Here is an 18,379-nt window from a genome sequence, read left to right on the forward strand (position 1 = left end):
TGAATACAATTTCTTCCGGAACACGGCTGGCGACCAACCGACGCCGGCCTAAAGTTATGCACTTGAGTTTATATTCCTTGGGTGGCATATTTGCATGGTCTGGGACATTGAATACACGGATGAATTCGAAGAGTGGTGGGATGGCTTGGATGCAAAGGAGCAATCGTCGGTGGCTGCCAGTGTTGATTTGCTGGGGCTGTTCGGGCCTGGGCTGCGCTTTCCCCATAGCAGCGATATCAAGGGTGCTCGGCACGGCAACCTGCGAGAGTTGCGGGTATAGCATGCAGGGCGACCTTACAGGGTGTTGTATGCCTTCGATTTTCGGCGCTGTGCAGTGTTGCTGATAGGTGGCGATAAAACCGCACAGCACCGTTGGTACCACGAGTACGTACCCTTGGCAGAGAAGCTGTACGACGTACATTTAGACTCATTGCGTAAAGAGGGCCGTGACCATGGCTAAGAAATTCGCGGAACTGAAAGCTCGCATGACACCTGAGGCGCACGCCGATGCCGAGCAGATATTTCAGCAACACTTGAAAGAAATGCCGCTGCATGAGTTGCGCAAAGCCCAGCAACTGAGCCAGGCAAGCCTGGCAAAGGCATTGAATATCAACCAGGCAGCGGTTTCGAAGATGGAGCGTCGTACTGATATGTACATCAGCACGTTGCGTGACTACATACGTGCGATGGGGGGCGAGCTGGAAATCATCGCCACTTTTCCGGATGGCCAGGTCAAAATTGACAACTTTGCCTGTTGAAGTAGCTGGGCTCTTCGCCAGATTCAGGCTATTCCAATTGTCCTGAGCGTGGCGAACGCTGGTCAGGATTCACCTTCCTTGTCGGCTCTGTTTGTTACTATCGCCATCCCTTCCGCCAGGAGTCACCGCCCCATGCAACACCAGTGGGATGAAATGCACCGCACCCGCAAACCCACGTTCGTCTTGTGTGGCGAGCCCCAGGGGGATGTGCTCAATCTCTATGTTCACGGTTATTCGGCATTCTTCAACCGTCAGCAACTGGGCAGTTTCAAGGAGCAACTGGCCGGTATCGAAGGGTCGACCAACCTGATGTTGTTCTGGCCGGCGGGGCATTTTCTGGAAAACCTGTTTGCACCGTTCAAGGACGTGCTCGCCTCGCTGCTCGGCGGTGGCGGCCTGGGCGCGGCGACGGTGGGCGTGGGCAAGGCCATTGCCTATTTTCTCGACCATTACAAAAGTGTCGAGGCACGGGTCGATGAAGTGGCCAAGACGTTATTGCCAGAGCTGGCCGGCTACCTGCACGACCAGTCGCTGCCGGTACGGCGTATCAACCTGATCGGCCACTCCCTGGGCGCGCGTATCCTGGTCAAGAGCTTGCTGGCCAGCCCCGAGATTGCTCGCGAACTGCCGCTCGATAACCTGTTGTTGATGGGCGGGGCGATTTGTACATCGAGCCCCTGGGATGATGTGTCGGCGCCGCTCAAGGGGCGGTTGATCAACTGCCACTCCAGCAAGGACTGGGCGCTGGCCATGAAACCCGATACCGAGCGTTGCATTGGCCGCTATGCGATTGACGTAACGCCCGCGCTCAAGTCCAAGGTCACCAATGTGCACCTGGCCAGCTTCGATCATGCCGCCTATTGGCCGCAGTTGAAGACGGTGGTGCAGTACACCGATTTGCTGCAGGAGCGGCGCGGCATGATCCGTGTGGACTCGCGCAGCAGTGAAGTGCGTTTTGCCGAAGCGGACGTGGACCTGTACCCGGCATTGGTGCAAGCGCGGCCGGAGGAGCTGAAGTTTCTTGCCGAACTGATGGCGCAAAAGCGCAGTGCCGCGATTGATGCCAGTGTGCGCGAGCCGTTGAAACTGGCCATTGAATTGCAGCGCATGGGCGGTGATAGCTTTATGAACCTGGCCCGTGGCCATGGCGTGGGCTATCGCCAGATTGCCGAAGATGTGGCGCAACGCCTGGGCATCAAGTTCGACCAGCCACTTGAGCACGTGGCGCTGGCAGAGATCGAAGGGCAGGTCGCAGAAACACTGATCGAGCAGTACAAGGACAAACTCAGTCGCGCTGATCGCCAGGCGTTCGAGGCCGAGCTCAAGGCGGCTGCACAAAAAGAGCAGGGGCTGTTCAACCGTTTCGATCTGGGGCGTTCGGCCACCACCGCCTTGAGCGGCACGGCGTTGGCCGGGCTGACCGGGTTTATCCTGCGGCGCGGTGCGGCCACGGCGATTCCGGTGGTGGGCCAGGCGCTGGCTGCGGCGATGTTGCTGGTCAGCGGGGTGCGAGCGTTTTCCGGCCCGGCATATTCGATCACCACCCTGGCGGTACTGGTGATCGGCGTGATTCGCCAGCGCATGGAGCGCGAGGCGCTTAACCAGGAACTGGAGCTGGTGGTGCAAGTGGTGGAAGCGTTTGACCTGCCGCGAGACACGGTGATGCGCACGGTCGCGTCCGACTGATAAGCTGCTGCCCAAGTCTTGTGTATTTGCCTGGAATACCGCGTGAAATTCAGCCTGCCGAAAATCGCTACCGCCCCGTTCTGCCCGCCGGAAGTGGCCGGCTCTGTCGCTGTTGATCCCAAGGCCTCGTTTTTTAAACGGGTGCTGATGTTCGCTGGCCCCGGCCTGTTGATCTCCATCGGCTACATGGACCCCGGCAACTGGGCAACGGCCATTGAAGCCGGTTCACGCTACGGCTACAGCCTGTTGTTTGTGGTGCTGCTGGCCAGCCTGGCGGGGATGGCGGTGCAGTGCCTGTGTTCACGGCTGGGTATCGCCACTGGCAAGGACCTGGCGCAACTGTGCCGTGAGCGCTACAGCCAGCGCTCTGCTCGTACCCAGTGGGTGTTGGCGGAAATCTCCATCATCGCCACAGACCTTGCCGAAGTGCTCGGCTGCGCCCTGGCGTTTCACCTGTTGCTGGGCGTGTCGCTGACCACTGGTATTGTCATCACTGCCTTCGATACGCTGTTGATCCTGGCCCTGCAAAATCGTGGTTTTCGCCGCCTGGAAGCGATCATGCTGGCGCTGGTCGCCACCATCGGCGTGTGTTTTTTCATCGAACTGGTGCTGATCAAACCCTACTGGCCCGACGTGCTCAGTGGCTTCACTCCGTCACTGTCGGCTATCAGCGATGCGGCGCCGTTGTACTTGGCCATCGGTATTCTCGGCGCGACGGTCATGCCTCATAACCTCTACCTGCACACCTCCATCGTGCAGACCCGCCTGATCGGCAAGGACCTGGCGAGCAAACAGGACGCGGTCAAGCTGGCGCGTATCGACACCATCGGCTCCCTGGCCTTGGCGCTGTTGGTCAACGGCGCCATCCTGGTGCTGGCGGCTGCAGCCTTCTACAAGACCGGCCATACCGATGTGGTGGAGATCCAGGACGCCTATCACCTGCTCGATCCCTTGGTCGGCGGTGCTTTCGCCAGCATTCTGTTCGGTATCGCCTTGCTGGCTTCGGGTCAGAGTTCGACCTTTACCGGCACCATTGCCGGCCAAGTTATCATGGAGGGTTACCTCAACCTGCGCATACCCTGCTGGCAGCGCCGCCTGATTACCCGTGGGCTGGCGCTGATCCCGGCGTTTCTAGGTGTATGGCTGATGGGTGATGATGCCATCGGCAAGCTGCTGATTCTCAGCCAGGTGGTCCTGAGCCTGCAGTTGCCCTTTGCGCTGTACCCGCTGATCCGCATGACTGGCGACAAGCAATTGATGGGGCCATTCGTCAACCGGCTGCCCACGCGGCTGCTGGCGTGGTTTTTGTTCGCGGTGATCAGTGGGGCGAATGCGTGGTTGATCGGGCAGTGGTTGTTCTGAGCCAGGGTTGAGTCATGTGCTCGTTTTCTCAACACCGCCTTCGAACAGTTTGCGCTCCATCAGGGGGCGGTCACACTCACCGATCCCAATACGGCACCGTCCCAAAACACTCCACGAAATAGTCGATCACCGTGCGCACCTTCAATGAGAGCCTGCGGCTGCCCGGCCACAACGCGGCGATCTGTTGGGGCTCCAGGGTTGTCGCGACCTCATACTCACTCAGCACCGCCTGCAAGGTGCCGGCGCGCAGGCTTTCGCCAATCAGCCAGGACGGAAACACCACCAGGCCCAGGCCTTGTTCGGCGGCGTGGGTGAGTGTGTCGGCGTGGTTGCCAGTGATGGGGCCGCTGACGCTATAGGGGGTCCAATCGCCTTGGCCGCGGCGGAAGAACCAGCGCTGCTGACCGGTGATGCCTTTGTAGGCCAGGCAGTGGTGGTGGGCCAGTTCGTCGGGGTGGCGCGGCGTGCCATGCTGGGCCAGGTAGGCGGGGCTGGCTGCGATGCGAAAGCGTTGCGGCGCGAAGATGCGCGCCTGCATGCCCGAGTCATTGAGCACGCCGATACGAAACAGCAGGTCGGTGCCGTCTTGCAGCGGGTCGACGAAGGTGTCGGTCTGCTGGATATCCAGTTGCAGCTTCGGGTAGCGCCGGCACAGCCCTCCCAGCCAGGGTGAAAGGTGACGCTGGCCGAACGCCATGGGCGCGTTGATGCGCACCAGACCGCTGGGTTCGCTGTCTTGCTCCTGCAGGGCCTGGTTAGCCGTCTCCAATTGCTCGAGTAGCAAGCGTGCGTGACGGCCCAGCAGGCGGCCAGCTTCGGTGGGGCTGACGGCACGCGTATGGCGGTAGAGCAATTGCTGGCCGACGGCCTGTTCCATCAGTTGAATCTGCCGCGAAATGGAGGAGGGCGCCAGGCTTTCGCGGCGGGCCACTTCGGAAAAGCTGCCCTGGTCCAGCACGGCCACAAACAGGCGTAGCGCCTTGAAACTCAGTTCATTCAAGCCCTGCATCGTCTCTCCAGGCTGTGCGTTTTGCGCAAAGGTGTTGTCCGCATACTCCCATTTATCGCACAGTACGGCCACCGGATAATGCGCGCCATGTTTTTCCTTTCTTGATACACGGGTGATGTATGCAGGCACGTTCTACCGAAGGCCTGGCGCAGGCCAGGCCGAGCAATAACCTTTTACGGCTGCTGCTGTTGCCGTTGGTGATTCTGGCGGGCATGGGCCTGTCGGTGGAGGCCGGGTTGCTCGGGCCATTGGGCGCGCAGGTCGGGCATTTGTGGGCGACGTTGAGCATCTTTGGCGTTGGCACGGCGATTCTGTTTTTACTGCTGCTGTTCAGCGGCCCGCAAAAGGGTCCAGCATTCACGCAACTGCCACGCTGGCAGCTGATCGGCGGGTTTCTGGGGCCGATGTACGTGGTGGTGTTGACCCTGGCCACACCGCACATTGGCATCGCGATGACCATGATCGCGATCCTCTCGGGCCAGGTGGGCAAGAGTGTGTTGATCGACCACTTCGGCTGGTTCGGCACGGCGCGCAAACGGGTCAATGGCGAGCGCTGGATCGCGTTGGCGTTGATTGTGGCGGCTCTGGTTCTGATTGCACGAGGTTAAGACGATGAATCTGTTTATGTTGTTGGTGGTGGTGATTGCAGCGGGGGCGGTGCTGAGTGTGCAGGCCGCTATCAATGGGCGTCTGGGCCAGACGGTGGGGGTATTGCGCAGCAGTCTGTTGACCTTCGCGGTGGGCGCGCTGACCACGGCGCTGTTGATATTTTTCTTCGAACCGGCCCAGGCCGTCAGCCTGCTGGAGGTGCCAAAGTGGCAATTGACCGGTGCCCTGTTTGGCGTGGTGTACATGATGGTGATGGTCGGCGCAGTGCCTGTGGTCGGCACAGCCGTCGCCACGGTGGCGGTGATTGTCGGGCAACTGGGCATGGGCATGCTGATCGACAACTTTGGCTGGCTGGGCAACCCGGCGATCGAGCTGTCGGGCAGCCGTATCCTCGCCATGCTATTGCTTGCCCTGGCGTTGGTGTTCATGTACCGCAGTAATAGCCGCCGGGCCGACTGACGGCGCTGAACCATGCTTGCTTGCCCAGGGTCACTGCTTAAGGTGCGGCGCTCGCCGCATCGGACGACCATGAAAAAGGAGTCTGACCATGCCAGATCAAACCTGTGCTTGCCCTCACTGCAAATGTGTATTGGGCGCTGACGCAATAATGAAAGACGGCAAGGGCTATTGCTGCCAGGGCTGTGCCGAGCACCATGCTCATGGTGAACCCTGCGCGGCGGCGACGGGTTGCGAATGCGCCAAGTCAGCCCACGGTTGACAGGATTGACCTGCAGGCCCGGCCACCCGGTGCCTGCAGGATGAGTAAAAACAGTTCGTTTGCCGGCGACCAGTCTTTACCATGGTCACCCGACCCGATTGATGTGTACCCGCCATGGCCCTGGCAGCGCCCCCCGACCTCAGTGATCTCGCCGTTCCCGTGCAGCCGTTGGCGCGTACCTATCCGCGTGGGTTGTACGTAGAGCCGCACAGTCACGATTGGGGCCAGTTGCTCTACGCCATGAGCGGAGTGATGTGGGTCGAGACGCCCCGCGAAGCCCTGGTAGTGCCGCCCCAGCGTGCGGTGTGGTTGCCACCGGGGGTGGAGCACGGGATCCGCGTGGTCTCCGATTTGCAGATGCGCAATATCTACCTGCGCCCGGCGTTGGCGGCGACGCTGGACAGCCAGGTGCAGGTCATCGAAGTGGGCCGCTTGTTGCGTGAGTTGATCGTGACCTTGGTCGAGCAGGGTGATCACGGTGATGCGGCCTATTACGAGGCTGTCGTAGGCCTGGCCCTGTTGGAGTTGCAACGCGCACGGCGCTCGCCTATTCGCATCGCCATGCCGGTGGCGGCTGATCGTCGTCTGATCAATGCGTGCCAGGCGGTCATGGCGTCGCCCTCCCTGGACATCCCGTTCGAGCAGCACGCCGAGGCCGCGGGCGCCAGCGTGCGCACCCTGGCGCGGTTGTTCCAGCAGCACCTGGGCATGGGGTTTGCCCAGTGGCGCCGTCAGGTGCAGTTGGCTACGGCGGCGGCGGAGTTGATCCAGGGCCATTCGGTGAGCGGCATAGCGCGCACCCTGGGCTATTCGCCCAGTAGCTTCAGTGACATGTTCCGACGTGAACTGGGAGTATCGCCGTCGCAGTACAGGGGTTGGCCGAAATCCTGAAGCACTTGGCCGATACCCACGGTAGACGCGCCCTAGACTGAGCCCATCAATCAACCGGGCGCAGCGTTCATGAGCTATTTGATTTCCTTGGCCATCGGCCTGTTTGTCGGCGTGATCTACGGCGCGCTGGACTTCCGCTCGCCTGCACCGCCCGCTATCGCACTGGTCGGCCTGATGGGCATGCTGCTCGGCGAAAAGCTCTGGCCCATGGCGCGGCAGTTGGTCAGTGGTTGGTTGTCCTGATCCCTTTTTCCTTCCACGGATGCCCTCTATGAACGCACTGCAATTTACCGCCACCGGCGACCTCGCCCACCTGCGCCTGCTGGAGGTGCCCATGCCGGTACCGTCTGCCGGCGAAGTGCTGGTCAAGGTCAACGCGGCGGGCCTGAACCCCAGCGACGTCAAAAACGTGCTTGGCCGTTTCCCCTACACCACGCTGCCACGCATCCCTGGGCGTGACTTCGCAGGCGTGGTGGTGGAAGGCCCGCAGGCATTGCTCGGCCAGGAGGTCTGGGGCACCGGTCGTGACCTGGGTTTTTTCGCTGACGGTTCCCATGCCCAATACCTACGCGTGTCAGCCAAGGGCATGGCGTACAAACCTACGCACTTGAGCTTTGCCCAGGCGGCCAGCCTCGGTGTGCCCTATACCACCGCCTGGGATGCCCTGGAGCGCAGCGGCGTTGGCAAGGGCACGCGCTTGCTGGTGATCGGCGCCAACGGCGCGGTCGGCAGTGCGGCGTTGGCGCTGGCGAAGATACGCGGTGCGCAGGTATTGGCGGCCGTGCGCAAGGCCGATCAGCTCGAGATGTTGCAGGCCCAAGGGCTGGAGGCGATTGCCTTGGGCAAGCCGGAGGAATTGGGCGCGCAAGTGCAGGCCGTGTTCAAGGGCGGCGCCGACGTGATCTTTGACACTACCGGTTTCTGGCTGCCTGCCGCGGTGGCGGGGCTGGCACCGTTCGGCCGCATCGCCATCATCGCCGCACCCGTTGACGGCCATGTGCAGTTACCGGCCCTGGCGCTGTACCGTAAGGGCGGGTCGGTGGTTGGGATCAACTCTTTGCTCTATAGCTGCGAACAATGCGCGGTGATGCTGGAGGCGTTTGGGCGCTTCTTTGATGAAGGCCTGTTGCCGCTGCCTACAGGGTTGCGTGAAGTGGCGTTGGCGGAGGGTGTTCAGTGCTATGCAGAAGTGAACAACGGCAGCCCAGACAAAATCATCTTCCTGCCCTGATGGATAGAAATGTGGGAGCGGGCTTGCTGTGGCGAGGGAGCTTGCTCCCGCTCGATAGCGCAGCTGGAGCCGGCTTTTTTGGGGGCGCTACGCACCCCAGCGCAAGCAAGCTTGCTCGCCACAGCAAGCCCGCTCCCACCGTGTTGATCTTTATTCGGCTTCGGGAACGCCTTTTTCCCACGCCGACCAGTTCTTCACAATCGCTTGGACCAACGGGTTGCCCGTGCGGTACAGGTTTTCCAGCGCCGGTACAAACCCACCCTGGTCCGCATACTTGAGCAGGTTGTCCACTTCGCTGTAGCCAGGGTAAGGCCGGTCAAAGTCGGAACCTGCGCGCACCACGGCCAGACGCTGGATATCCACCAAGCCTTCGCGGCTGGCGCGCAGCAGCGCTTCGTAGGTGGAGTTGTCTTCCTGTTGGGTGGTGCAGTATTCGCCTTTGTTGTCGGTGAGCAACTTGGTCCAGACTTCGGCACGTTCGCTCAACCGGGTACCGGAAAACCAGGTGTTGCCCGCCAGGGTGTCGCAGCGGGTGACTTGCGGCGGCTGGTTGGCCGGGGCGGCGGGGTAGTGTTTGCGCCAAGCGGCGGACTCTGTGCTTTCTGTCAGCTCCACCTTGTGCGACAAGGCAAACGCCTTGGCTTGCAGCTTGGGGTTGAGCTCAAACACTTCGGTCTTGTAGTCCAACGGTGGTTTTTCGTTGGGGCCCTTGGTGTTGATCCCGATATAGCCCGTCGGCCAGTCCTTGGGTGCATCCCGTGAATCCAGCTCCCACTGCGTGCCGAACTCCACCAGGTAATGAGCCCAGGCGGCGGTGCCGATGGTGCCGTGCTTGGGGCTGATACCGGCGATTCCGGCGATCAGGAAGTAACTCTGGCGCAGGTCGAACTTAGGCGACAAGGCCAGGGCCAGGGTAGACGCGGCAGCGTTGGTCTGGCCCATGCCGGTCACCAGCAGGCACACGTCTTGGGTGTTGCAGCGAATCACGGGATATTCGGCGGACAAGCCCGGAACGCGTACTTCTTGTTTAAGCTCGAGGCGGTCGATCCAGGTTTGCGCCTCGGGGGCGAACATGGTGATCAGCATCACCTTGGGTTTGATCGGTGGCGGGTTATCCGCCAGCACCACGTGAGGCAATAGGGCCAGGCCGACGGCCAGCGAGATACGGGTCAATGCGTTCATCTACAGCTCCTTGATCAGAATTGATAGCCCACGCCAGCGTAGTAACCCCAGCCGTCTGAGCGTGCGCGGAAGTTGCCTTCGCCGAAATTCAACTCGCTGCCATCCTCCCAGTTGCCGCCGTTGTGAAAGTAACGGCCGACCAGGGTAAAGCGCAGGTGGGTAAACGAGTACAGCAATACGTTGGTGGCCACCAGGGAGTTGGCGGTGCGCGCCGGGTTGTCCTTGTGCAGGTCCGAGCCGAAATCGTAGTTGGTGAAACCGATGTAGGTCAGCGAGGCGCCGTTGTCGAACTTGCCGATGGGCACGATGTACTTCATCTGCGCTCGGTAGCCGTCCCAGGAATACTCATTGCTGGCGCCGTAGTTTTCCCACTGGTAGCGCCCGTAGAAATTGGCCGACAGGTTGACTCGCGAGTGGGTGTCGATATCGGTGCCCAGGCCGCTGTACAGGGTGTTGGCGCGGTTTTCCTTGCGGCTGCCGTGGTCATAGATCCAGTCAAAGGCCACATACCATTCCTTGAATGGGCCAATTGCCAGGCTGCGTCCTGCGAGGTAGTCGATGGAGATCCGCGGTTCATGCTCCATGAACACCGGCGAGCCATGGTCCCACACACCTTTGTCATTACTGTTACCGATGGTGAGGATCTTCGGCACATCGATATAGCCGTACAACTCAAAGGGGCCCTTGCGCCCGAAGTACTCGTATTCCAGGTAGACGTCATCTTGAGGCTTGGGGCCGAAACTGATGTCTTTGCTGCCAATCAGCGTGAGGTCCTGGTTAAACCACTCGGACAGATACACGCCTTTTTTCGCCGGGGGGTTGGCTTCAGGGCTGAGGGTTTCGCCCTGTGCTGAGTCATCCACGGGCTTTTCCTGCGCCAAAATGGGTGCACTGAGTACTCCCGTAACGGCAGCCAGTAGCAACGAAACGCCAAGACCAGCACGAGGCTTTGAGGTGGGGTGCATTGAAAGTCCTTATTCTTACGCGGTTTAAACCCGATTAGACGGGGAGGAGTGAACTTGGCGGTCAAGTTCGTTCCGCAAACGTTTGCACAGGTTGTACCAACTTGGGTCAATGGCTTGAACTATCTAGAAAAAAGAGCAATTAGCCGACGCTTTGGTCAGGAAAACAGTGGGATTTCTGTCATCCTGATGCGTCACCCCTGTGGAGGAATCTGATGTTCGAACACTACCTGCGTGCCTGGGAGCTGAGTGCCGATGGAGAGCCTATCGTCACACCCGGCAGCCACCTGTTGCCGGTCCGCTGGAAGGGCGTGCCGGCGATGTTGAAAATTGCTCATACCCCTGAGGAAAAACTCGGCGGCCGCCTGCTGAGTTGGTGGGCCGGTGACGGTGCGGCACGGGTGTTCGCCCATGACCACACTGCAGTGTTAATGGAACGCGCCACGGGCCCAGGTTCCTTGATGCGCATGGCCCTCAATGGTCAGGACGACGAAGCCAGCCAGATCGCCTGCGCAACCCTGGCCCGGCTGCATGCGCCTCGTGTGTCGCCGCCCGAAGGGTTGGTTGGGCTGGATGAGTGGTTCAGATCCTTGTGGCACGCCGCCGAACAGGAGGGCGGTGCCTTACGCGACTGCGCGGCGACGGCCCGGACATTGCTGGCTGCGCAACAGGAGGTTGTGGTACTGCACGGTGATTGCCATCACGACAATATCCTCGACTTTGGCCCTCGTGGCTGGCTGGCGATTGATCCAAAGCGGGTGATGGGCGAGCGCGGTTACGATTACGCTAATCTGATCTGCAATCCGGACTTGCCGACCAGTAGCGATCCACTGCGTTTCAGCCGCCAGGTTGGGGTTATCGCCCTGGCGGCCGGCCTCTCACGTCCGCGTTTGTTGCAATGGGTGGTGGCTCATGCCGGGTTGTCTGCCGCCTGGTTTCTGGAAGACCAGGAGCGCGAGCGTGCCATGATTGAGTTGCAGGTTGCCCGTCTGGCACAGCAGGCACTGGCTCAAGGGGCGGGCGAGTAAGGCGGCGGGTGATGGGTAACCGGGGTGAATAATTGAAGTGCGGCCTGCCGCCGGTACTCACTCGGCGTCTGGTGCATTTCGATACGAAAGTGGCGATTGAAATTCGACAGGTTGGCGTAGCCCACCTCAAAGCAGATGTCCGCCACTGACATCTGGCTGTGCAACAGCAAGCGGCAGGCACGCTGCACGCGGAACTTGCGCATCAGGTCGATAAAGCCGTGGCCGGTGTTGCGCTTGAAAAACCGCGAAAAGCCGGGTTCGCTCATGTCCAGTTGCCGGGCGATGTCCGACAGGCGTACATCGCCGGTCAGTTCCCGCATCAGGTAGTCAAGCGCCTTGTTGATACGTTCGGCGCTGCGCGCATCCAGCGTCGGTGCATAGCACGGGCTGGCCAGGGTATTGGCCTGTGCAGGCGGTGCGTTCTTCAGGGTGTCGAGCAATTGCAGGAACAGGGCCAGGCGTTGCAGCCCATGGGCGCAGCCGATGGCCTCCATCAGCCGTGCCGCGCTCGTTGCGGTCTCGCCGGTGAATTCGATGCCCCGTCGCGCCCGTGCAAACAGTGACTGTAAATCACCGAGCTCAGGCAGGGTGGTGCGCAGAGCGAGCAGGGCGGCGCCGTCGAATTGCAGCACCACATCACGCCCGTGCAGGTATTCGCCCGGGGCCAGGTCACCGATCCAGTCGTGGGGCAGGCCAGGGCCGATCAGCGCGACGTGCCCGGCGCTGAATGCACCGATATAGTCGCCCGCCACCAGCTTGCCGCTGCCTTGGCGGATCAGGTGGATTTCGAATTCAGGGTGGTGGTTCCAGCGTGCCAGTTCATAGGGATAGTCATGTTCGAACCAGCGAAAACCATGTTCCGGTTCGGTCAGGATCACCTCAAGCTCGGCAGGGCGATGCTCGAACAGGGTGGCGGGGCTGACGGGCATGGTGCTGCCTCTTGTGGCGGTGCAATTTTCCCAAAATACCCGCACTGGCAATCGCTGCGCTAGCCCTGGTTTCGCCTGAGGCTGATACTTTTTTGATCCTGTGCCTCAGGTTAAAAAAGTATCAGCCTCGCATTCGCCAGCCGTTTGTGAGGCGGCAGGTCAAGCTGCTGTAATCGAGGCTCCACAACAAAGGTCGGCAAGCTGTTCTCGGCGGTGTTCACCGGCTACCGGCAATAACCTTTACAGGACCCCCCATGAAACGACTCGAAGGCAAAAGCGCGCTGATCACTGGATCGGCGCGAGGCATTGGCCGTGCGTTCGCCCAGGCCTACATCGCTGAAGGCGCCACCGTGGCCATCGCCGACATCAACCTGCAGCAGGCCCAGGCCACCGCCGCCGAACTGGGGCCCAAGGCTTACGCGGTGTCGATGGATGTCACCGACCAAGCCTCCATCGACGCGGCGATCGCCACGGTGGTGAGCCACGCCGGCAAGCTCGATATCCTGATCAACAACGCCGCACTGTTCGACCTGGCGCCCATCGTCGACATCACCCGCGACAGCTTTGAACGACTGTTCTCGATCAACGTCGCCGGCACCCTGTTCACCCTGCAGGCCGCAGCCCGACAGATGATCAACCAAGGGCATGGCGGCAAGATCATCAACATGGCCAGCCAGGCCGGGCGGCGGGGCGAGCCGTTGGTGGCGGTCTATTGCGCGACCAAGGCGGCGGTGATCAGCCTGACGCAATCGGCGGGCTTGAACCTGATCAAGCAGGGCATCAACGTCAATGCCATCGCCCCCGGTGTGGTGGACGGCGAGCATTGGGATGGGGTGGATGCGCTGTTCGCCAGGCATGAAGGGCTGGCGCCTGGCGAGAAGAAAAAGCGCGTAGGGGATGAGGTGCCGTTTGGGCGGATGGGCACAGCTGAAGACCTGGCTGGCATGGCGATCTTCCTGGCGTCGACGGACGCCGACTATGTGGTGGCCCAGACCTATAACGTTGATGGCGGCAATTGGCTGAACTAGCAGTTAACGCTGACCCAACTGTGGGAGCTGGCTTGCCTGCGATAGCGTTGGTGGATTCACTCCCGTCATTGCAGGCGAGCCAGCTCCCACCTTTGAACTTCAGCGTGCTTGAGAATAGGGTAAGTCAGCAACGCATCGATCCCCGCAGTAAACTGTCCCATACTTCAAGATTTCTACGCTCGCCCGGAGGCGGTCGTACGTGCAGACCACCCGAGAACGACCATGAGCCTTTCGAAAGCCGCCATCGCTTCATTTGACGTCGACGCCCAGAAGAGCTTCACGCCCTTGTGTCCCAACGAGTTGCCAGTGGCCGGTGGCGACGGCATTGGTGCCGAACTCAATTACATGGCCAGTCTCGCCGGCCACCGCATCGGCAGCAAGGACGCCCACACCCCCCACGCACCCTGGGTGGTTGCGCAGCACAGCGAGATGCTGCAACCCACCGGCCTGGCCCATGCCGATGTGACCTGGGTCAGCCACTGCGTGCCGGGTACCGAAGGGTTCACCCTGCTCGATGAATTGCCCACGCCCTATGACTACGACTACTTCATCTGGAAAGGTGTCGAGCCCGACCTGCACCCCTACGGCGCCTGTTACCACGACCTGCACGACAAACTGTCCACCGGCGTCATCGAGTACCTCAAGGCCCACGGCGTGGCCCGCGTGATTGTGGGCGGGCTGGCGCTGGACTATTGCGTCAAGACCACCGCGTTGCAATTGCTCAAAGCCGGATTGCAAGTGGTCCTGCATTTGCCGGCGTGCCGCAGCATCAGCGAGGACGGGGGTGTACAGGCGGTGAATGAGTTGCTTAAGGCGGGTGCTGGCATTAGCAGCACCCGCGAAGAGCTGGCCGTGTTAGCCGCGCGTTAAGGAGACACGCCATGGAAAGTGCGCCCTGTGACGCTCCGCGTCACGATTGCGCTGGGCTCAAGCCTCAACGCTCAATCGACCGACCTCACCGCGCATTCCACTCCGGTCGCGCCTGGTTGACCTGGTCCCAATCAATCGAAATCGCTGTCTGCAAGTAACCCTGCATGGCTTTCACCTGCGCACGGGTCTTGTCGGTAGTGGGTGTTGTCGGGCTCTGGTCACCTTCTGTCGACTGGATTGGTAAGAGAATAACGCTGCATTACATAATTAAAAATGAACAGGGAGAGTCCCCCAAACTGACCTTGAAAATTGAAGCGTAATTGTAATGGCTTGCGTTTGAAAACACGTGGGCTCGCACTCAGCGAAATGTCTGGCTCCCATTAACTGCAACCAGGCAAAGCCATCGGCTCACATTGGCTGAAAATGCAAGCGCCCGAATAGAAATTATGTACGTTAGGCGGATCAGCATGTCAACTTAAGCCCTTGTACAAAATGGCCTCTCTAAAAGAATCTAGGTACTGAAAATGCCTGAAATTTTTCTTCGGGCACTTAATGTGATCCAGAAACGAGTGATGTAGTCGGGCCAAGCGGCCGATGTTGTCGAGCCGCTAGACTTATTAGCTGAAGCCGGAAGATGTGTTAACTAGTTGTGTCTTCCCGAGCCTTGATCAAGGCGCTGATCAATTAAAACTTTTACTTGATCTGCGGTTGCGTTAAGGAGAGTAATAGCGTTCCCGTTAATGTCAAAGCCCTGAAATGAATTCGCTTGATAGGCAGGATCATGTTGGCGAATGATAAAACCTCTATATGCAGTATCTGCTGGATAACCCATGATAAATTCTCTCTCGATTTGTGAGTAATGTTTTTATCTTGCAGCTTTAAGTTACAAGCTAATATCGAGCCACGTCTACTGTCATAGTTGACAGGTATTTGGGGTTGTAAGCCCAAGTCCCAGATTTTTCCGGCAGCGCGCCAAACTCAGTAATCGCGGGGCTGCCGGAAAAAAGTGACTTGCGACACCGCTTGCCAAACGCGAAAACGGCAACTTTTCAGGGGTGAAGCCGTCGTCAAGCAACATTACATGCATCTGCGGGTTGGCCTTGTTGGCCTGGACTTTGGCGAGGATGGCCGATCACCCAAGTAGCAGCATTCCCGCGGCTTGTCGGCGACTGGCCGAGACGATGGCCGCTTATCGGTTTCTTGATGATGAAAAGTCATGTTCCAAAAAGTGCTTCAGCCCAATCAGGACGCGACTCTTGAGAGAATGTAAAGCAGTCCCGTGGTGCTGTTGATTCAAGACGCAACCGAGATGGATAAATGGGTAAATCTTGGGCCAAAGGGATGGGGCCGAGCCGCTTGCCGATGGTGGTGGAGTTGCTCAAGCACGAATCAGCAGCCACCGCCCTGCGTTGCGCAGGTCCTCGCAGGCGTTTGGGGGTAGGGATTCGACAACCACTAATGTTCACGGAAAAATCTCTGTGTTGCAGCCTTGCAAGTCGGTAAATGTTGACTAATATGATCCGGGTAAAACAAATAAAATCCGGGTAATAAAAAATGCCTACGCAAATTTTCCCACTCTGCACGGCTTTCGCAGTTCATCAGCGCATTGCTGCCGGTACTTACCCCGCAGTCGCCGAGGCACTTGCCGATCAAGCGTTGCCCGCCGGTAGCTTCCTGGTCTTCGATGATGCCACCGGCAGGCAGGTCGACTACCCGTGGCCGGCGGGCTATGCGCCGCAGCAACCTGCCCAGGCCCACATCGAGGATGAGCCGCCCGCCACGCCCTCGGTGGGCCGCCCGAAGTTGGGCGTGGTCGCCCGCGAAGTCACCTTGTTGCCACGTCATTGGGAGTGGCTCGGCCAGCAGCGCGGTGGTGCCTCGGCCGCCTTACGCCGGTTAGTGGATGAGGCGCGTACCGGCCAGGCCGGCGCCGATAAGGCACGCCAGGCCAAGGAAGCCAGCTACCGCTTCATGAGCGCCATCGGCGGTAACCTGCCGGGTTTTGAAGACGCCTCGCGAGCGTTGTTTGCGCAAGACCAGGCCGACTTTTCCAGCAAGATCGCGCACTGGCCGCCGGACGTGCGGAGCTACCTGGCCTGGTTGTCGCGCAATGCCTTCTGTAGCTAAACATACCGGAACTCGACCCCTTATGGACGTTACCCAGCAACGCCCGCTGTGGCAGATCTACCTCATGTTCCTGGCACCGATGGTGCTGTCCAATTTCCTGCAAAGCTTTTCCGGCACCCTCAACGGCATTTACGTTGGCCAGATGCTGGGCACCCAGGCATTGGCCGCGGTGTCGGGGATGTTTCCCATCGTGTTTTTCTTTATCGCCCTGGTGATCGGCCTGGGGGCGGGCGCCTCGGTGTTGATCGGCCAGGCATGGGGCGCCCAGGAGACCGGAATGGTCAAGGTGATTACCGGTGCCACCCTGACCCTGGGCGCGTTGGTGGGCCTGGTGGCCGCCGTGCTGGGCAGCCTGTTTGCGCGCCCGGCATTGCAGGCGTTGGGCACGCCGGTGGATGTGCTCGACGACGCCGTGGGCTACGCCCAGATGATGATGTTGATCATGCCGTTGCTGCTGGTGTTCATCCTCTATACCCAACTGTTGCGTGGGGTCAGCGACACGATTTCGCCGTTGCTGGCATTGATGGTCTCCACCCTGGTGGGCTTGCTGCTGACGCCTGCGCTGATTCGCGGCTGGATCGGCCTGCCGCCCATGGGCATCCAGAGTGCGGTGTATGCGGGGCTGGTAGGTAACGCTTTGGCGATGCTGTTTCTGGTCCTGCGCCTGCGCCACAAAAAACACGTGATGGCACCAGACCGCGAGTTGCTTGCCGCCTTGCGCCTGGACCGCGTCATCCTCGGCAAAGTCCTGCGCATCGGCCTGCCGACGGGCTTGCAGATGGTGGTGCTATCGCTGTCGGAGCTGGTCATCCTGGCCCTGGTCAACGGCCACGGTTCCCAGGCCACGGCGGCCTATGGCGCGGTGACGCAGATCGTCAACTATGTGCAGTTCCCGGCGCTGTCGATTGCCATCACCGCCTCGATCCTCGGCGCCCAGGCGATTGGCGCCGGGCGCCTGGAGCGTATCGGGCCGATCCTGCGCACGGGGCTTGTGATCAACCTGTGCCTCACCGGTGGCTTGATCGTGCTCGGCTATGGGCTGTCCCACTGGTTGCTGGGCCTGTTCATCACCGACGACAGCGCACGGGTACGGGCCGAACACCTGCTGCACATCATGCTCTGGAGCATTCTGGTATTCGGCTTCCAGGCGGTGATCGGCGGCATCATGCGCGCCAGCGGCGTGGTGCTGATGCCGGTGGCGATCTCGATCTTCTGCGTGCTTGGCGTGGAACTGCCAATGGCCTATCTGTTCAACGCCCACTTCGGATTGGAAGGAGTGTGGATGGCATTTCCGGTGACCTACCTGGCGATGCTGGTGTTGCAGATCGCCTATTACCGCCTGGTGTGGCGGCATAAGCAGATCAAACGGTTGGTGTGAGGCTCAGCCCCTGCAGGAGCAGCTCCAGGCCTTGCAAGCCTTCCTCCAGTCGTGTGCCCGGGTGTTCATCCCGGGCAATCCACAACGCGGTATTGACCAGGCTGCCGTTGATCAACTGCGCCAGTGCGTGACTGGGTGCCGTAGGCATCAGGCCCGCTTGCATCAGGGCCTCCAGCAATTGACGCAAGGACTCCACGCAGTGTTGTTGGGAGCCGGTGTCGCCCAGTACCGCCGGTGCATCCTGCAATACAATGCGCTGGATTTCCGGGTCCTGGGCCATGCGCAGATAGGCCCGGCAGCGCTCGCAAAAACCACTCCAAGGCTCTACGGCCTGCTCCGAGATGCGTTGCAAGCGCGCGTCCATCTCGCTGTCGAGTTGAGCGACCACCGCCGCCAGCAGCCCTTTTTTGTCACCAAAGTGGTGATACAGCGCACCGCGCGTCAGGCCGGCGCGGGCAGTGAAGTCATCCATCGAGGTATTGGCATAGCCTTGGGTGGCGAAGGCCCGGCGCGCGCTCGCTATCAGGCGGGCGCGGGTGTCTTCGATCATTTCAGCTCGGGCTCGGCTCATGGGCGTCTCTTGGCTAAGTGATTGACATACGCTGCGTATG

Annotated in this window: 19 protein-coding genes and 3 pseudogenes; 16 read left to right on the top strand and 6 right to left on the bottom strand. The window is 60.3% G+C overall.

Annotated features, from left to right (window positions below):
- Positions 1 to 94 precede the first annotated feature (94 nt).
- From ACP7CZ_RS12065 to ACP7CZ_RS12080, 4 genes and pseudogenes are all read left to right on the top strand, one after another.
- Positions 95 to 460: pseudogene (locus ACP7CZ_RS12065) on the top strand (type II toxin-antitoxin system RelE/ParE family toxin).
- The gene (locus tag ACP7CZ_RS12070; protein ID WP_057977105.1) at positions 453 to 758 is read left to right on the top strand and encodes an XRE family transcriptional regulator; all 306 of its coding nucleotides are present in this window, start codon (positions 453 to 455) and stop codon (positions 756 to 758) included. The pseudogene ACP7CZ_RS12065 and the gene ACP7CZ_RS12070 overlap by 8 nt, the downstream one beginning before the upstream one ends.
- 132 nt (positions 759 to 890) lie before the next feature.
- Complete coding sequence (locus ACP7CZ_RS12075) at positions 891 to 2,444, top strand: DUF726 domain-containing protein (RefSeq protein WP_054897040.1); 1,554 nt, start codon at positions 891 to 893, stop codon at positions 2,442 to 2,444.
- Between the two features lie 42 nt (positions 2,445 to 2,486).
- Positions 2,487 to 3,806, top strand: a complete 1,320-nt coding sequence (locus tag ACP7CZ_RS12080) for an Nramp family divalent metal transporter (protein WP_072448638.1) — start codon at positions 2,487 to 2,489, stop codon at positions 3,804 to 3,806.
- A 76-nt stretch (positions 3,807 to 3,882) separates the two neighbouring features.
- Here the strand turns inward: ACP7CZ_RS12080 and ACP7CZ_RS12085 are convergent, their stop codons facing one another.
- Positions 3,883 to 4,815 carry a LysR family transcriptional regulator gene (locus ACP7CZ_RS12085; protein ID WP_054918678.1) on the bottom strand — a complete coding sequence of 311 codons (933 nt, stop codon included), beginning with the start codon at positions 4,813 to 4,815 and terminating at the stop codon, positions 3,883 to 3,885.
- A 119-nt stretch (positions 4,816 to 4,934) separates the two neighbouring features.
- Between ACP7CZ_RS12085 and ACP7CZ_RS12090 the strand changes: the two genes are divergently transcribed.
- The 6 genes from ACP7CZ_RS12090 (at position 4,935) to ACP7CZ_RS12115 (ending at position 8,264) form a co-directional block, all read left to right on the top strand.
- A complete protein-coding gene (locus ACP7CZ_RS12090) occupies positions 4,935 to 5,423 on the top strand; it encodes a DMT family transporter (protein WP_014718846.1) in 489 nt (162 codons plus the stop codon).
- A 4-nt stretch (positions 5,424 to 5,427) separates the two neighbouring features.
- Positions 5,428 to 5,883, top strand: a complete 456-nt coding sequence (locus ACP7CZ_RS12095) for a DMT family transporter (RefSeq protein ID WP_003191976.1) — start codon at positions 5,428 to 5,430, stop codon at positions 5,881 to 5,883.
- An 88-nt stretch (positions 5,884 to 5,971) separates the two neighbouring features.
- Positions 5,972 to 6,142: a putative metallothionein gene (locus tag ACP7CZ_RS12100; RefSeq protein ID WP_019816816.1), complete on the top strand. Its 171-nt coding sequence runs from the start codon at positions 5,972 to 5,974 to the stop codon at positions 6,140 to 6,142.
- Between the two features lie 114 nt (positions 6,143 to 6,256).
- Positions 6,257 to 7,033, top strand: a complete 777-nt coding sequence (locus ACP7CZ_RS12105) for an AraC family transcriptional regulator (protein ID WP_294170555.1) — start codon at positions 6,257 to 6,259, stop codon at positions 7,031 to 7,033.
- 69 nt (positions 7,034 to 7,102) lie between these two features.
- On the top strand, positions 7,103 to 7,276 hold the full coding sequence (locus ACP7CZ_RS12110) for a DUF1427 family protein (protein ID WP_014718843.1): 174 nt from the start codon (positions 7,103 to 7,105) through the stop codon (positions 7,274 to 7,276).
- Between the two features lie 28 nt (positions 7,277 to 7,304).
- Positions 7,305 to 8,264, top strand: coding sequence for a quinone oxidoreductase family protein (locus tag ACP7CZ_RS12115; protein WP_294170548.1), 960 nt, complete (start codon positions 7,305 to 7,307; stop codon positions 8,262 to 8,264).
- Positions 8,265 to 8,414: 150 nt separating this feature from the next.
- Here ACP7CZ_RS12115 and ACP7CZ_RS12120 read toward each other — a convergent pair whose 3' ends face one another.
- Positions 8,415 to 9,446: a purine-nucleoside phosphorylase gene (locus ACP7CZ_RS12120; RefSeq protein ID WP_236455294.1), complete on the bottom strand. Its 1,032-nt coding sequence runs from the start codon at positions 9,444 to 9,446 to the stop codon at positions 8,415 to 8,417.
- Positions 9,447 to 9,460: 14 nt separating this feature from the next.
- Positions 9,461 to 10,411 carry a nucleoside-specific channel-forming protein Tsx gene (locus ACP7CZ_RS12125; RefSeq protein ID WP_032872109.1) on the bottom strand — a complete coding sequence of 317 codons (951 nt, stop codon included), beginning with the start codon at positions 10,409 to 10,411 and terminating at the stop codon, positions 9,461 to 9,463.
- 212 nt (positions 10,412 to 10,623) lie between these two features.
- Here ACP7CZ_RS12125 and ACP7CZ_RS12130 point away from each other — a divergent pair, with 212 nt between their 5' ends.
- A complete protein-coding gene (locus ACP7CZ_RS12130; RefSeq protein ID WP_054897045.1) occupies positions 10,624 to 11,436 on the top strand; it encodes an aminoglycoside phosphotransferase family protein in 813 nt (270 codons plus the stop codon).
- On the opposite strand, the gene ACP7CZ_RS12135 is transcribed toward ACP7CZ_RS12130, so the two are convergent.
- On the bottom strand, positions 11,418 to 12,365 hold the full coding sequence (locus ACP7CZ_RS12135; RefSeq protein WP_054918667.1) for an AraC family transcriptional regulator: 948 nt from the start codon (positions 12,363 to 12,365) through the stop codon (positions 11,418 to 11,420). The genes ACP7CZ_RS12130 and ACP7CZ_RS12135 overlap by 19 nt on opposite strands.
- Before the next feature lie 254 nt (positions 12,366 to 12,619).
- On the opposite strand from ACP7CZ_RS12135, the gene ACP7CZ_RS12140 reads away from it, so the two are divergent.
- Both ACP7CZ_RS12140 and ACP7CZ_RS12145 read left to right on the top strand, forming a co-directional pair.
- Complete coding sequence (locus ACP7CZ_RS12140; protein WP_054918665.1) at positions 12,620 to 13,393, top strand: L-iditol 2-dehydrogenase; 774 nt, start codon at positions 12,620 to 12,622, stop codon at positions 13,391 to 13,393.
- Positions 13,394 to 13,615: 222 nt separating this feature from the next.
- Positions 13,616 to 14,263 carry an isochorismatase family protein gene (locus ACP7CZ_RS12145; protein WP_060765234.1) on the top strand — a complete coding sequence of 216 codons (648 nt, stop codon included), beginning with the start codon at positions 13,616 to 13,618 and terminating at the stop codon, positions 14,261 to 14,263.
- A gap of 85 nt (positions 14,264 to 14,348) precedes the next feature.
- Here the strand turns inward: ACP7CZ_RS12145 and ACP7CZ_RS12150 are convergent.
- Positions 14,349 to 14,474 (bottom strand): annotated as a pseudogene (locus ACP7CZ_RS12150) (ABC transporter substrate-binding protein); the annotation flags it as partial.
- 892 nt (positions 14,475 to 15,366) lie between these two features.
- On the opposite strand from ACP7CZ_RS12150, the pseudogene ACP7CZ_RS12155 reads away from it, so the two are divergent.
- The 3 genes and pseudogenes from ACP7CZ_RS12155 to ACP7CZ_RS12165 form a co-directional block, all read left to right on the top strand.
- Positions 15,367 to 15,611, top strand: a pseudogene (locus ACP7CZ_RS12155) (transposase DNA-binding-containing protein); the annotation flags it as partial.
- 206 nt (positions 15,612 to 15,817) lie between these two features.
- On the top strand, positions 15,818 to 16,390 hold the full coding sequence (locus tag ACP7CZ_RS12160; RefSeq protein WP_096144851.1) for a DUF2239 family protein: 573 nt from the start codon (positions 15,818 to 15,820) through the stop codon (positions 16,388 to 16,390).
- 22 nt (positions 16,391 to 16,412) lie between these two features.
- The gene (locus ACP7CZ_RS12165) at positions 16,413 to 17,768 is read left to right on the top strand and encodes an MATE family efflux transporter (protein WP_197900983.1); all 1,356 of its coding nucleotides are present in this window, start codon (positions 16,413 to 16,415) and stop codon (positions 17,766 to 17,768) included.
- On the opposite strand, the gene ACP7CZ_RS12170 is transcribed toward ACP7CZ_RS12165, so the two are convergent.
- Positions 17,752 to 18,339, bottom strand: coding sequence for a TetR/AcrR family transcriptional regulator (locus ACP7CZ_RS12170; protein ID WP_054918657.1), 588 nt, complete (start codon positions 18,337 to 18,339; stop codon positions 17,752 to 17,754). The two genes, ACP7CZ_RS12165 and ACP7CZ_RS12170, sit on opposite strands and share 17 nt — an antisense overlap.
- Positions 18,340 to 18,379 lie beyond the last annotated feature (40 nt).

Origin of the sequence: Pseudomonas sp. DWP2-2, assembly GCF_049897065.1 — a bacterium.
Classification (GTDB): Bacteria; Pseudomonadota; Gammaproteobacteria; order Pseudomonadales; family Pseudomonadaceae; genus Aquipseudomonas; species Aquipseudomonas paracarnis.